This window comes from Pseudomonas sp. Z4-7, from assembly GCF_051131965.1.
Taxonomy (GTDB): domain Bacteria; phylum Pseudomonadota; class Gammaproteobacteria; order Pseudomonadales; family Pseudomonadaceae; genus Aquipseudomonas.
This window is the reverse complement of record NZ_CP071642.1, coordinates 2683836-2696414: the sequence shown is the minus strand read 5'-3', so window position 1 is coordinate 2696414 and position 12579 is coordinate 2683836. Positions and strand designations below refer to the sequence as shown.

The 12579-nt window shown below is 60.5% G+C and carries 13 protein-coding genes; 4 read left to right on the top strand and 9 right to left on the bottom strand.

Annotated elements, in window-relative coordinates; all coding sequences use genetic code 11:
* Positions 1 to 69: 69 nt before the first annotated feature.
* The 3 genes from J3P91_RS12460 to J3P91_RS12450 form a co-directional block, all read right to left on the bottom strand.
* Positions 70 to 1479 carry an MmgE/PrpD family protein gene (locus tag J3P91_RS12460; RefSeq protein ID WP_434604492.1) on the bottom strand — a complete coding sequence of 470 codons (1410 nt, stop codon included), beginning with the start codon at positions 1477 to 1479 and terminating at the stop codon, positions 70 to 72.
* Positions 1480 to 1547: 68 nt separating this feature from the next.
* A complete protein-coding gene (locus J3P91_RS12455) occupies positions 1548 to 1856 on the bottom strand; it encodes a DUF4387 domain-containing protein (protein ID WP_434604489.1) in 309 nt (102 codons plus the stop codon).
* Positions 1853 to 3442, bottom strand: coding sequence for an acyclic terpene utilization AtuA family protein (locus J3P91_RS12450; protein ID WP_434604487.1), 1590 nt, complete (start codon positions 3440 to 3442; stop codon positions 1853 to 1855). Before J3P91_RS12450 ends, J3P91_RS12455 begins: the two co-directional genes overlap by 4 nt.
* A gap of 25 nt (positions 3443 to 3467) precedes the next feature.
* Between J3P91_RS12450 and J3P91_RS12445 the strand changes: the two genes are divergently transcribed.
* Positions 3468 to 4400, top strand: coding sequence for a helix-turn-helix domain-containing protein (locus J3P91_RS12445; protein WP_434604486.1), 933 nt, complete (start codon positions 3468 to 3470; stop codon positions 4398 to 4400).
* A 30-nt stretch (positions 4401 to 4430) separates the two neighbouring features.
* On the opposite strand, the gene J3P91_RS12440 is transcribed toward J3P91_RS12445, so the two are convergent.
* The 3 genes from J3P91_RS12440 to J3P91_RS12430 form a co-directional block, all read right to left on the bottom strand.
* Positions 4431 to 5333, bottom strand: a complete 903-nt coding sequence (locus tag J3P91_RS12440) for a LysR substrate-binding domain-containing protein (protein ID WP_434605113.1) — start codon at positions 5331 to 5333, stop codon at positions 4431 to 4433.
* A 102-nt stretch (positions 5334 to 5435) separates the two neighbouring features.
* Positions 5436 to 6290 carry a nickel/cobalt efflux protein RcnA gene (locus tag J3P91_RS12435; RefSeq protein WP_434604483.1) on the bottom strand — a complete coding sequence of 285 codons (855 nt, stop codon included), beginning with the start codon at positions 6288 to 6290 and terminating at the stop codon, positions 5436 to 5438.
* An 8-nt stretch (positions 6291 to 6298) separates the two neighbouring features.
* Positions 6299 to 6592, bottom strand: a complete 294-nt coding sequence (locus tag J3P91_RS12430; protein ID WP_434604481.1) for a metal-sensing transcriptional repressor — start codon at positions 6590 to 6592, stop codon at positions 6299 to 6301.
* Positions 6593 to 6904: 312 nt separating this feature from the next.
* Between J3P91_RS12430 and J3P91_RS12425 the strand changes: the two genes are divergently transcribed.
* From J3P91_RS12425 to map, 3 genes are all read left to right on the top strand, one after another.
* A complete protein-coding gene (locus J3P91_RS12425) occupies positions 6905 to 8461 on the top strand; it encodes a TerC family protein (RefSeq protein ID WP_434604479.1) in 1557 nt (518 codons plus the stop codon).
* A 79-nt stretch (positions 8462 to 8540) separates the two neighbouring features.
* Positions 8541 to 8753, top strand: a complete 213-nt coding sequence (locus J3P91_RS12420) for a ParD-like family protein (protein WP_434568766.1) — start codon at positions 8541 to 8543, stop codon at positions 8751 to 8753.
* Positions 8750 to 9529, top strand: a complete 780-nt coding sequence (gene map, locus J3P91_RS12415) for a type I methionyl aminopeptidase (protein WP_434604476.1) — start codon at positions 8750 to 8752, stop codon at positions 9527 to 9529. The genes J3P91_RS12420 and map overlap by 4 nt, the downstream gene beginning before the upstream one ends.
* A 148-nt stretch (positions 9530 to 9677) precedes the next feature.
* Here map and J3P91_RS12410 read toward each other — a convergent pair whose 3' ends face one another.
* From J3P91_RS12410 to J3P91_RS12400, 3 genes are all read right to left on the bottom strand, one after another.
* Complete coding sequence (locus J3P91_RS12410) at positions 9678 to 10997, bottom strand: NTP/NDP exchange transporter (protein WP_434604473.1); 1320 nt, start codon at positions 10995 to 10997, stop codon at positions 9678 to 9680.
* A 69-nt stretch (positions 10998 to 11066) separates the two neighbouring features.
* Positions 11067 to 12122, bottom strand: a complete 1056-nt coding sequence (locus J3P91_RS12405; protein ID WP_434568769.1) for an SDR family oxidoreductase — start codon at positions 12120 to 12122, stop codon at positions 11067 to 11069.
* Between the two features lie 44 nt (positions 12123 to 12166).
* Positions 12167 to 12427 carry a DUF2790 domain-containing protein gene (locus J3P91_RS12400; RefSeq protein ID WP_434568770.1) on the bottom strand — a complete coding sequence of 87 codons (261 nt, stop codon included), beginning with the start codon at positions 12425 to 12427 and terminating at the stop codon, positions 12167 to 12169.
* Positions 12428 to 12579: the final 152 nt, after the last annotated feature.

Here is a 12579-nt window from a genome sequence, read left to right as displayed (position 1 = left end):
GTCTGCGCCATGCAGAACATCCATGCACGGCAGATAACCCTGTGGGAGCGAGCCTGCTCGCGAAGCTTCTCAAAGGCACAATGCAGCCGGTTTCTGGTCCGCAATGGGTGCGACAGCCATCGCCGCAAACAACGAATTGAACTGCGTCTGCCGCTCAAGCCCGGCGACGAACCCAAGCACCAGGTCTTGTGCCGACGCGTCGATATGCGGCATCGCCATGCGCCGGAATTTCCGCTCGAAATCCCCATCCGTCATCGGCGTTTCGACTGACCCGGGGCCGGTGATCATCTCGCTCACCACCTGCTCGCCGCAGACCAGCGTCACACTGACACGATTGGCAAGGTGCCGTGGAAACAGCGCCGTCAACGCCGGATCCTCCGTGACGCTGACCTTGTCCATCAAGGTAATCGCCGCAGGGTCGGCGATTTTTTCCGCGGAATACGAAGCGATGGTGATATCCCCGTCGAGCAACGCCCGAGCCACGTTATAGGGCAGGCTGTGGTCCGCAGTCTCGCGGGTTTTCGGCAACCATTTCTCCGCGGTGTCCGCGAGGACACGACGGTTGAATTCGGACGTTTCGATGCTAATGGCAGCGATGTCATTCACGTTGTCGATGCGCTTGCGGATATCCAGCGCGGCCCAGACGGCGGTGTGCAGCTCGCCGTTGGTGGGGAATGTCTTGGTCAGCGAGCGTCGTATCGCATAGTCGCCATTGTCGGGCGTAGCAAAACGATCAGTGTCCAGCTCGAACGGCCCTGAAACCAGCTTGAAGAACCCCATCTCGCCCTCGAAGACCGGCGACGGCCCGGTCATGCCATGGCGCGCCAGCTGGGCCGCAACAACCGCGTTGCGCGCGGCATTGGCGGCGGAACAGCCCTTCCAGTCGGACAAGGTTCCACTGCGCACCTGGCGCATTGCCAAGTGCCCGCTCAAGGCGATGTTGATGGCTTGCTCGGTCTGCGCGACGTCCAGCTTCATCAGGTTGGAAGCCGCCGCTGCCATCGCGACGTTGATGTAATTGACGTGGTCCCAGCCACGCCTGTTCAAGCTTGCCGCATCCTGCAAGCGCATCTGGATCTCATAGGCCAGGACGATGGCCGAAATCAGTTCGGCGCCGGTGGCGCTCTCGGCTTGCGCCACGGCGAGGCAGGCCGGGATGTTGTCACTCGGATGGCCCGGCTCCAAGCCCATGTAGCCATCGTTGTAATCGAGGAAACGAACCATCAGGCCATTGGCGAAGGCAGCGATTTCCGCTGTCGTTTGCAGGTTCGAGCCGAATATGCCGGCGGTAGTCGCGGGGTTGGCAGCCGCATAACCCAGCGCAGCCTTTACCGGGGCCGCCCCATAGGCGCCCAGCACGCAGGCCAGGCTGTCGATGAAGCGCTGGCGCACCAGGTGGATTATTTCGTCGGGCAGGCGCTGTTTCCTGAATGCGTGGGCATAGCGTGCCAGCCGCATCGCAACGGTGGAATCCGTCATGTTTACCTCGGGTAAATGGGTGGTCAGTCCTCGTCCATGAGGCGAACAGAGCAAGGCGTGAACGGGCCTCAGTCGATGGTCACATCTAGCAGCCGGACGTATTGCTGGCCGGCATGCATGTCGCGCTCGACCATTCCGCCCTGGGGCGTTGGGCGGGGAAAGGAAATCTTGACCATTTCCAGGTCCGCCACCGGGATGTGCTTGACCCGCTCGGGATCAGTGCCGTAGAGCTTCGCGAATTGCGCCGGGGAAAGTGCCGCGCAACCGGAATAACGCTCGAAATTCTCCCGCCCGTTGAAAAAGATATCAAAGGTGATCCAGAACGGCCCCGCTTGCTTGGATCGGACATGCCGACATACATCACGCAACTTGGTCATTGTGCAAGCTCCTTCCTGGCCACCGAGGTAGCCGATAAATCAATCCACTCCAGACGAACCAACTCCATGGGATCCTCAAGTTCCACCACGTGATTCAACTTGAACTCGAAAATCTGCCCACGCGGTATATCGGCCGGGGTAAAAACAAATCCATACGACGGCAGTTCCTTGCCCATGACACTCGGGTAATGGAAAAAATAGGGATTACACGCGTGGGCAATGGTATTGGCCATTTCCTGGGTTGCGGCAGTTGCCACAAACAACATGCCTACTTCCGGCGGCGGTAATGTTCCCGCAGGCGGCGTTACGCCGGTGACGCCGTTCCATCCATACATCCGAAGGGAAATATGAAACTCGCCCAGTTCCTCGGCGGGAATGGATTGGCGGGTTCTTGTATAAAGCGCTTCAAGTAACCGATCATGAAAACCGTCGATATCCTTGAGTACATCGGGGTCTTGAATGCCCACCAGCATGATCGTTTGATATAAACCGGCCGCGGCGCCTTCCAACTTCATGGTGTACGGCATTTCCTCCCAGCGCGAACCTTCGACCCGGACAGCACGGCCATTGAGATCGGTGTAACGTGCCTCGGCTACATTCAAGATGCCACCGGGCTCGACCAACCGGAACGGGTCGCTGTTTTCGTAGAGCATGTGGGCCGAAACGCTATGGGGCGTGCACCGGTTGTCCTGGCTCAACGGCTCGACTTCGAAGCCGTTCGCATCGATACTCAGCAGAATTCCCGAGCCTAGCGTGGGATTGACGGCACACTGCACGCCGCATTCGCCGGTCTTGCCAGCGTGCCACGAAGGCCCCCAAGGCGCGCCTTTCCAGATCGGATAACAGGCGATGACCGCGGTATCGGTGGAGCGGCCGGCCAATATGATATCGGCACCGGCCTCCAGCGCAGCGAGAAAGGGCTCCACCCCCAGCGCGGCGACAATATGTTCGCAAGCGTCCACCGTTGCGTCGTCCAACGCAGTATGTGGCGACAAGGGTTTTATACGCCCCTCGGCGTTCAAGTTCTTTATCGTGTCCTTGCCCTGCTCGCAATAAATGAGCGCAATCTTTGGCGCCACGCCCAACTCTTCGGCTATTTCCAAGACGATATCACGCGTCCAGTTCAAATTAAGATCGCCTCCGGCCTGACCGGCGGTACCGACAATGATCGGCACTCCGGATTGCGCCTGGGCTTTCATTAATATCATCAAGTCACGCTTGACCGCGCCTCGGTTGTTCTTCGATTTACCCAGTGCAAGATAAGCCGCGCCACTGTCGGTTGAACCGGCATCGGTGGCGATAACTTGTGCACCGGCGGCCAATCCATAGGCTATTTCCTCTTCCCGCACGCCCGCTCCCAAAGAACCGCAGGGAACAATGACTTTTATACAATTTTCAAATACCGTTCGCATAAATCCCTCTTCTTTTTTACTTCTTCTTTGAGGCGATGATAAGGCTTGCAACGGTGTTGACAAGTGGACAGATTTTGTCCATATAACTACGCCAACGCTAACTTCGCCGCTGTGAAAAATTCGCAGCGAGTTGAGCGATATCAAAACTGTTTTCGAAGTGGATTCAGCAGGCAAAAGGACTTCATTGATGGAGCAACACATGCGCCAGACCGGACCGGATGAACCGCCGCAGAACGCTCCCCAGCGCATCAGCGCCGAGTCGATGGCGCATTTCATGCCGGGCACGCCGCAAGTCGTGCCGACGCGTGCGCAGGTTCAGGAAATGGTGATGCAGCTGTTCAGCCACCCTACGGTAGTCGAGCCGATTCTGGTGCCCGCGGTGGTCGAGCCTCTGCTCGTCCTGGTGCTGACCGGGGGCGCCCGGATCGAGGAACGTTCGCTGGGCGGCGAATGGGAAGCCGTCGATGTTCAGGCCGGTGATTTCTACCTCACCAGCACGAACGAGCCTTACGAGATGCGCTGGCAAACGCAAGGTTGCGACACCTTCGAAGTCATGCACCTGTATCTCGGTTTGCCGTTGATCGAGCGCGCCGCGCGCGACGTGCTCGGGGGACGGGCCGGTCCTGTCACCTTTCGCGATATCTCCGGAGCCCGGGACCTGCGGGTGAGCTTCATGCTGGATCAGTTGCGCAACGAGCTGGTCGACGAACGCCAGCCCAGCCCACTGTTTGCACAGAGCCTGGCCCAGGCACTGGCGGTGCACCTGGTGCGTACCTACCTCGCGCCCCACAGCGGAGCCTCGCGCAGCAACGCGCTGCAGGCGTACAAATTGCGTCGGGTCCTCGAGACGATGAACCAGCGCCTCGTCGATGATTTCAGCCTTGCCCACCTGGCCCAGGTCGCGGAGCTGAGCGAGTATCACTTCAGCCGAATGTTCAAGCGCGCCACAGGCCTGTCGCCTTCGCAGTATTTCATACGCCTGCGCATGAGCCGGGCCCGGCAACTGCTGCTCGAAACGGACCGCAGCGTCATCGACATCGGATTGGAAGTGGGTTACTCAAGCCCGAGCCATTTCTCCCAGGTCTTTCGTCGGGAGATAGGCGTGACGCCCAGCGATTATCGCCAGGCGTGAGGACCGTTCACCCACTCGCCAGCGCCCTGCTCACTCGTTGATGTAACGTTCACAGCGCGCAGACAGGAAGGCCCTGAGCACCTGGACCGACGGCGTCAGCGAGGTTCGATGGGCGCACACCAGTTGCAGCGGCGCTGGCTGGCCATACTCCGCTGGAAAAATCTCCACCAGGCGACCGCTGCGAAGGTCGTCCATTACATCGAGCTTCGATTTGTAGACGATCCCCTGGCCCGCCACGGCCCAACGCCTGGCAATATCAGCGTCATCACTGATGCGATCGCCAGCGACCTGAACCGTTTCCAGCCCATTCGCTGTCTGGAAGATCCAACGCTCGTAGGTTTGCTCACCCATCACGTAACGCAGGCAATTGTGCCCGCTCAGCTCACCCGGCGTCTTTGGCAGGCCGTGCCGCGCGATGTAGTCGGGTGAGGCACACACGGTCCTTCGGTTGGATGGAGCCAGCATCAGGGAGACGAGGCTCGAATCGGCCAACTGACCATAACGAATGCTCGCATCGAGATGCTCCCCGAACAGGTCGGCGACCTGGTCGCTGACCCGCAGCTGCAACAGTACCTTGGGGTGCATCTGCTGGAACTCGTCCAGCCACGGCAGCAGCAGGTTTCGCCCGATGTCCGAGGGCACCGACAAGCGCAGCGTCCCGGCCACTTCGTCACGTCCCTCGGCCAGGGCGAGCTCGCCATCCGCCAGCACCTCCAATGCCCGCCGGGCATGGGCCAGATAGCGCTCACCATCATCCGACAAACGCAGCCGCCGCGTAGAGCGCACGAACAGCCTCACCCCCAGGCTTGCCTCGAGTCGCTGTACCGCGACGCTGGCCAGCGCCGGAGAAATATCCAGCAAGCGCGCCGCCGCGGAAAAACTCCCGGCGTCAGTGGTCGTCACGAACACCTGTAGATCATCGACTCGAACTATCTTCTTCACGCTGCGCGATTCTTTACCTGGACAGGAGCTTTTCAGCGTAATGGGAAAAGCGCTCATTGCACAGGGCAGCCGAGGCACAGCCGATCAAGGTTCTCATGCGCTCAAACCGATCCAGCCGTGGATACCCACATACATGCCGACTGCAATTATCAACACGCTCGACAGATAAGGCGCGCGCCGGGCAACAGTGCCCAGCCACGGCCAGCGATTGGAGGCCTGCCGAGCGCCAAGGGCCGCGGCCGCTCCCACCGTAACCAGGGTAATTGCCAGGCCGATGCTGAAACACAAGACAAGCATGCCGCCGAGCGCAACTTCCTTGACCTGCAGACAGAGCAGCAGGACGGTTATCGCCGCGGGACACGGGATCAGCCCACCCGTCAGGCCGAACACAATGATCTGGCCCGTGGTGACGTCTCGATTGCTGAAACGCTTGCGGATGTCGTTGGCATGCGCCCGTTCATGAGCGTCCTGGTAACCCTCCGATGACAGCGCCAGTTCCGGATGCGCATGATCGTGATCGTGATCGTGATCGTGATCGTGATCGTGATCGTGATCGTGATGAGCATGGCGATGCCCGTCACCGCTCTCAAGCTTGAACATCTGTTCGCCACGCCAGGTACGCCAGAGCATCCACAACGCGATCGCAATGATCAGCACCGCAGAGGCGAGTTGGAAGTACGGTTCTGTAGTCTCGGCGTCCAGCCCCTGGCCCAGGTACATCCCGCCAATCGCCACCAGCCACACCACGGCGGTGTGCGAAAGCGTCGCGGCCAACCCCAGCAACACCGCCTGCTTGACCGAGCCGCGAATGGCCACGATGAACGCCGCCATCATGGTTTTCGAATGACCAGGTTCCAGCCCGTGCAAGGCGCCCAGCAAGATCGCACTGGGGAAATACAGCCAGGCGTGAGCGCCCCCCTGTTGCAGCAGTTCAGCAAAATTCGGCATGTCGAGGCCTAGAGGTACTTGGTGATTTGTTTGAAGGCTTCCAGCGGCGCGCGCTCGCCCCTGTCCAGTGCCGAAACGGTGTCTTCGAGGCAATGATCGATGTGATCCTGAATCAGTGTGCGCTTGGCCTGGCACACGGCTTTCTCCACCGCATGCAACTGCTGGGCGATGTCCACGCAATCACGACCCTCCTCGATCATGAGGATGATGCTGCGCAGGTGACCGTCCGCCCGCTTGAGGCGCTTGATGATCGCTTGATGGCTTTGGTGGACATGGGGATGATCGTGGTTGAGTTCACTCATGGACGAGGCTCGGATCGCTATGGAATGCGCCGGATCATATCCCCCCCAGGGGGATAAGACAAACAAGCGCTCCCCGTATGATGCACCGCGCATCATTGCGGCTTCGTCAGATCCTGTAATAAATCGCTTCACATGAAGTACCGGGAACCGTTGTAGGATTTCTTCCCGAATTATTGCCAGGCCCGTATGAACACCCTCCAGGAACCTCCCAGTCGCTTTTCAAGAAACACGGTCTCCCCCGCCTCAGCGCCGCGCACATCGCGGTTGCAGCCCTCTTCCCTCGCATTGAACGCCCGAGGGAGCGAATAACCCATGGAATGGATCGTTGACCCCACGGCATGGCTCGGCCTGCTGACCCTGATCGTGCTGGAGCTGGTGCTCGGCATCGATAACCTCGTATTCATCGCCATCCTGGCGGACAAGCTCCCCCCCGCGCAGCGCGACCGTGCCCGAGTCATCGGCCTGTCCCTGGCCCTGCTGATGCGCCTGGGCCTGCTGGCGAGCATCTCCTGGATGGTGACCCTGACCAACCCGCTGTTCGAAGTGTTCGGCAAGACGTTCTCGGGCCGCGACTTGATCATGCTGTTTGGCGGCGTGTTCCTGTTGTTCAAGGCAACCATGGAGTTGCATGAGCGGCTCGAGGGCCACGTGGCGCAACGTTCCGGCAACGCCGCCTATGCGCTGTTCTGGCCGATCGTTGCGCAGATCGTGGTGCTGGATGCGGTCTTTTCCCTGGATGCGGTGATCACCGCCGTGGGCATGGTTGAACATCTGTCAGTGATGATGATCGCGGTGATCTTCTCCATCGGCCTGATGATGATCGCGAGCAAGCCGTTGACGAAATTCGTCAATGGCCACCCTACCGTCATCATGCTGTGCCTGGGCTTTTTGATGATGATCGGCTTCAGCCTCACCGCCGAGGGCCTGGGTTTCCACATTCCAAAAGGTTACCTGTACGCCGCGATTGGCTTCTCGATCCTGATCGAGCTGTTCAACCAGTTGGCGCGCTCGCGGCGCAAGAAAAACCTGCAAGGTCTTCGGCCGATGCGCGAGCGTACCGCTCACGCGGTGTTGCGCCTGCTGGGCGGTCAAAAGCTGGGGGCCGATGAGGTCGGTGAAGACATCGCCGACCTGCTGGAAGGCGAAAAAACCGAACAGGTTTTCCATCGACGCGAACGGGTGATGATCAGCGGCGTGCTGCAATTGGCGGAGCGCCCGATACGCAGTGTGATGACCCCTCGCGCGCAAATCGACCACCTCGACCTGGCGAACACGCCGGAAGACATCCGTACGACGCTGATGCACTCGTCGTATTCTCGCTTGCCGTTGATTCGCGACGGACGCGTGGATGAGCCGTTGGGTTTCGTCCACAAGAAGGAGCTGCTCAAGGAAATACTGGCGGGCGATCAACCGAATCTGGAAGCCATGGCGCGCAAAGCCATCAACCTGCTCGACAGTTTCACGATCCTCAACGCGCTGGAGCAAATGCGCAAGGAGTCGACCCACATCGCCTTCGTGGTCAACGAATTCGGTGACTTCGTCGGCCTGCTCACGATGACCGACATCCTTGAGTCCATTGCGGGCGAATTGCCCGACGCCAGTGAAATCGACGGGCCGAATATTGTTGCGCAAGAGTACGGTTTCCTCGTCAGCGGGGCCCTGAACCTCAGCCAGGTTCGCGAACACATCGGTTTTCAGGCGTACGCGACGGAGGATTACCAGACCCTTGCCGGTCTGGTGATGAGCTTGCTGGATCGCTTGCCGATGATTGGCGATACCCTGAATTGGCAGGGATGGAGCATGACCGTCATGGAGGTTGAAGAGCGTCGGGTAACCAGGGTCTTGCTGCGTATCGAGGAACAGGCATGACCTGTTAGCTGCCAAATGGTGCTGGCGCCACAGCATATGAAACGTATATCCTCGATATACGAAACATATGGAGCCACACATGGGCATTGTCAACATCGACGACGAACTTCACGACCAGCTACGCAAGGCCACCAAGGTCTCCTGCCGTTCGATCAACGCGCAGGCGGCCTTCTGGATCAAGGTCGGCATGCTGTGCGAGACCAACCCTACCCTCAGTTTCAACGAGATCATCCAGCGCGAACTCAGCGACGCCGGCGTTACGGCGCAACCGTTGGAGGCGAACTGGCAATGATCAAGCGACCCGAAGAACTGGCCCTGATGGCCGAGTCCGGCCGACTGCTCGCCTTGGTGTTCGAACGGCTGGATCAAACCAATTTGATGGGGCTGTCAACGTTGCAGATCGATGCAATGGTCGAGGATTTCATCGTCCGCGATCTCCATGCGCGCCCCGCCAGCAAGGGACAGTACGGGTACGGTTTTGTACTCAACTGCTCGATCAACGAAGTGGTCTGCCATGGTGTGCCCTCGCGCTCGCGAGTGCTTCAAGACGGTGACATCGTCAATCTGGACATCACCCTGGAAAAGAACGGCTATATCGCGGATTCGAGCAAGACGTACCTGATCGGCAACGTCGACCCAGCCGCCAGGAAGCTGGTCCAGGTCACTTATGAAGCCATGTGGAAGGGCATCCGCGCCGTCCGCCCGGGCGCTCGCCTGGGAGACATCGGCTCGGCCATCCAAGGCCATGCGACACGCAACGGTTATTCGGTGGTCCGTGAATATTGCGGCCACGGCATCGGCCGGCAAATGCACGAGGAACCCCAGGTGTTGCACTTCGGCAAAGCGGGAACGGGCCTGGTCCTGCGCGAGGGCATGGTCTTCACCATCGAACCGATGCTCAACCAGGGCAGATCGGACGTCAGGACCGAAGCCGACGGCTGGACCGTGGTGACCCGGGACGGCGCGCTCTCCGCGCAGTTCGAGCATACCGTGGCCGTCACGGCGTCCGGTTTTTCGGTGCTGACGTTGCGGCCGGACGAATCGGACAAGATCACGGGCACGCTTTGAACGACTGTTTATTCATCCTGTGGGAGCGAGCCTGCTCGCGAATGCGCTACCACAGCCGATGAATATGCTGGATGTGCCGATCTCTTCGCGAGCAGGCTCGCTCCCACAGGGTCTTTCGAATCCGCCGGGCGAACAGCTCGATGGATGCCTAGGTTTCGGCAACGCCAGCTTCCAGCTCCAGTTCATCACGGCGATGGTCAGCCTGCCGTCCCAGTCGCCATCCAAGGCCGGCCCACAGCAACGCACACCCTGCGCCGATCAACGCGACCAGGCCGGCGCCCTGCCCCAGCATATCGAGCGCCGTCTTGATCCAACCGCTGACCGCATCACCGCCGCGATAGACCACCGTGTCGATAAAGTTCTTGGCTTTGTATTTATTTTCCGCGTCCAACGGCGTGAACAGCATTTCCCGGCCCGGCCTCACGAACGCGTACTCGCCGATCCTTCGCACAATCATCAATGTCGCGAGGATCGCAAAGCTTGGCGCCAGTGCCAGACCGACGAAGCCGATACACATGATCAGCGGGACGATCGCCAATAACGCACCGATGCCGAGCTTCGGGGCGATGCGCCCGGTGATGAACAGCTGGGACAGTAGCGCGCCCGCCTGCACAATAAAATCGATAGTGCCGAAGACGCGTACCTGGGCCTGGCGGTCCGGAAACAGCTCGGCCACCAGACGTGCCTGCTCGAAGTAGAGAAAGGTGCTGACCGTTGCCAGCAGCACGACGAAACCGGCGATCCCCAGCAGGTACGGCGAACGGAACACCGCCGTCATGCCGCTGAACGGATTGCCAGTCAGGGGCCGCTGCGGGCTTTGCGTGGGTGCCGCGCCGGGACGCCCGGCCCCACCGGTTTCACGCCAACGCATCAAGGTTCGTTTCAATCCCAGCGTGGCCCCCAGCAACACGGCAGCCACGAACATCAACCCCGAGGCACCGAGGCTGTCGATCAGCAGTGCACTCAAGGCCGGCCCGAGTAGGCCGCCGGTGCTGGCGCCGGCCGCGATGAAGGCGAACAGGCGCTTGGCCTGCTCGCTGTCGAATACATCGGCCATCAGGCTCCAGGCCACTGAGACGACGAACAGGTTATAGACCGAAATCCATACGTAAAAAATACGCGCCAGCCAGACGTTGTCCGAATCGAACTGGAACAGCTCGACGAACATCAGCAAGTTCAAGACGAAGAAGCCATACACCCAATCGACGAGGCGCAGGCGCGGCACTCGCGCGCTGAGCCAGGCGAACAACGGCACGGCCACCAGCATGACGAGAAAGGTCGCGGTAAACAGCCATTGCAGATTCTCCACACCCGCGGCGATCCCCATCGACTCACGGATCGGACGCAACATGAAGTAGCCGGTGAACAGGCAGAGGAACAACAGGAACCCGCACATTGCCGGACGCAGTTCATCGTCACGGGCGTTGAGGGCCAGGCTCAGCCGGTGCAAATAGGAAGGGGTACTCATGGAAACTCCTGGGAAACGGCAACAAGCCGGAGGTCGAGCGCGGGGACGAATGCCCGCGCCCAGGCTGCGTCAGCGATAGGTCACGCCGGTCAGTTGCTCGGAGATGGCCCAGAGCCGTTCGGCATCCGCCTGCGCGTTCGCGGCAGGCGGCGTCTTGGCGAAACCCAACGGACCGCGCCTTTCATCGTCCCCAGTCGGGCCGTAATAAGCACCGCCCACGGCTCGCACAGCGGTAGCGGCATACAACGTGGGCAACGCGCCTTGCGCCGCCGAGTGGTACGCGTCGCGATCCTTTGCCCAGCGCTGGCCGAACTCGCTTTCGAGGCCGGGCCCGCGCGCGACCAACTCGGTGACCGCTACCCCGGGGTGCGCCGCCATGCTGCGAATACCCCAGTTTTCGGCATCACTGCGCCGCTGCAAGGCAAACGCCCAGTGCAGCACCGCCAGTTTCGATTGCGCGTAGGCCGCGTACGGGTCGTATTTGCGCTCGAACTGCAGGTCATCAAAATTCATCGTGCCGCGCGTCGCCGCAATACTTGAAAGGCTCACAACTCGGGCGTCCTGGCTCTGGCGTAAGAGCGGCACCAGCAGGCCGGTCAGCGCGAAGTGCCCCAGGTAATTGGTCGCCAGTTGCAGCTCGAAACCGTCGGCAGACGTACCGCGCTCTGGCGGCGCCATGATGGCGGCATTGTTGATCAGCACGTCGAGGCGCGGCAGCTTGCTCTGGAGACGCTGGGCCAGCGCGCTTACCGATGAGAGATTGGCCAGGTCCACGGCCTCGAATTGCACCTTGGCATCGGGCACGGACTCGCGGATACGGGCGATGGCCTCCGCGCCGCGCTCCGGGTTGCGGGCGGCGATAATGACGTCGGCACCGGCACGCGCCAATGCCAGCGCATCTTCATAACCCATGCCGCTGGTGCCACCGGTGATCAGGACAATCCGGCCTTTCTGCGACGGTATGTCGCTGGTGGACCAGTCGGGTTTGGGTGCAACGCGAGCCGATGCTTCGACGCTGATGGCGCTGAACAGCGCTACGCCCGCAGCGAGCGTCCGGGCCAGCGTGATGATCCGGCCCAGGTTGGGCGAAAGTCCGATTGCGGGGATTGTTGTTCTATTCCACATGACTGGCTTCTCTGGTGGGGGTGATGAAGGGGTATGGCCAGTGTTCACTGGATGGAGCACGCATCGGCCAGCTGCAGGAAGCTGACGTGCCGGAGTTCACCCTGGGTATCGACATAGGTCATCTTGGCCCGCACCACCTCGCACACCGACGGGCTCGGCGCCTCGATGCGAATGGCCTGGGCCACGTCCAGCGGCATGCCGTATTCGTAAGCCGGGGGATTGGTTTGCTCTTTCGCATAGAGCGGCGCACCGCCTAATGCGATGACGGCCAACAGACTGGCGATCGACAGGTTCTGAATGTTCATAGTGGTCTCCACAAATGCCCTTACCGGGATAGTGGTTGCACTTTATGAGGGGGACACTGACGTCAAGGTGACCGGCGACTGACAGGAACATGTCAAACGCCGGCGCGGGGAAAAACGCGGTGGCTCAGCCAACGGGATATTGATGTGCGGCC

Excerpts from the sequence above, each read along its gene's own strand:
- J3P91_RS12460 (WP_434604492.1), bottom strand. The coding sequence starts at position 1,479 with ATGACGGATTCCACCGTTGCGATGCGGCTGGCACGCTATGCCCACGCA.
- J3P91_RS12455 (WP_434604489.1), bottom strand. The coding sequence starts at position 1,856 with ATGACCAAGTTGCGTGATGTATGTCGGCATGTCCGATCCAAGCAAGCG.
- J3P91_RS12445 (WP_434604486.1), top strand. The coding sequence starts at position 3,468 with ATGCGCCAGACCGGACCGGATGAACCGCCGCAGAACGCTCCCCAGCGC.
- J3P91_RS12435 (WP_434604483.1), bottom strand. The coding sequence starts at position 6,290 with ATGCCGAATTTTGCTGAACTGCTGCAACAGGGGGGCGCTCACGCCTGG.
- J3P91_RS12430 (WP_434604481.1), bottom strand. The coding sequence starts at position 6,592 with ATGAGTGAACTCAACCACGATCATCCCCATGTCCACCAAAGCCATCAA.
- J3P91_RS12425 (WP_434604479.1), top strand. The coding sequence starts at position 6,905 with ATGGAATGGATCGTTGACCCCACGGCATGGCTCGGCCTGCTGACCCTG.
- J3P91_RS12420 (WP_434568766.1), top strand. The coding sequence starts at position 8,541 with ATGGGCATTGTCAACATCGACGACGAACTTCACGACCAGCTACGCAAG.
- map (WP_434604476.1), top strand. The coding sequence starts at position 8,750 with ATGATCAAGCGACCCGAAGAACTGGCCCTGATGGCCGAGTCCGGCCGA.
- J3P91_RS12410 (WP_434604473.1), bottom strand. The coding sequence starts at position 10,997 with ATGAGTACCCCTTCCTATTTGCACCGGCTGAGCCTGGCCCTCAACGCC.
- J3P91_RS12405 (WP_434568769.1), bottom strand. The coding sequence starts at position 12,122 with ATGTGGAATAGAACAACAATCCCCGCAATCGGACTTTCGCCCAACCTG.
- J3P91_RS12400 (WP_434568770.1), bottom strand. The coding sequence starts at position 12,427 with ATGAACATTCAGAACCTGTCGATCGCCAGTCTGTTGGCCGTCATCGCA.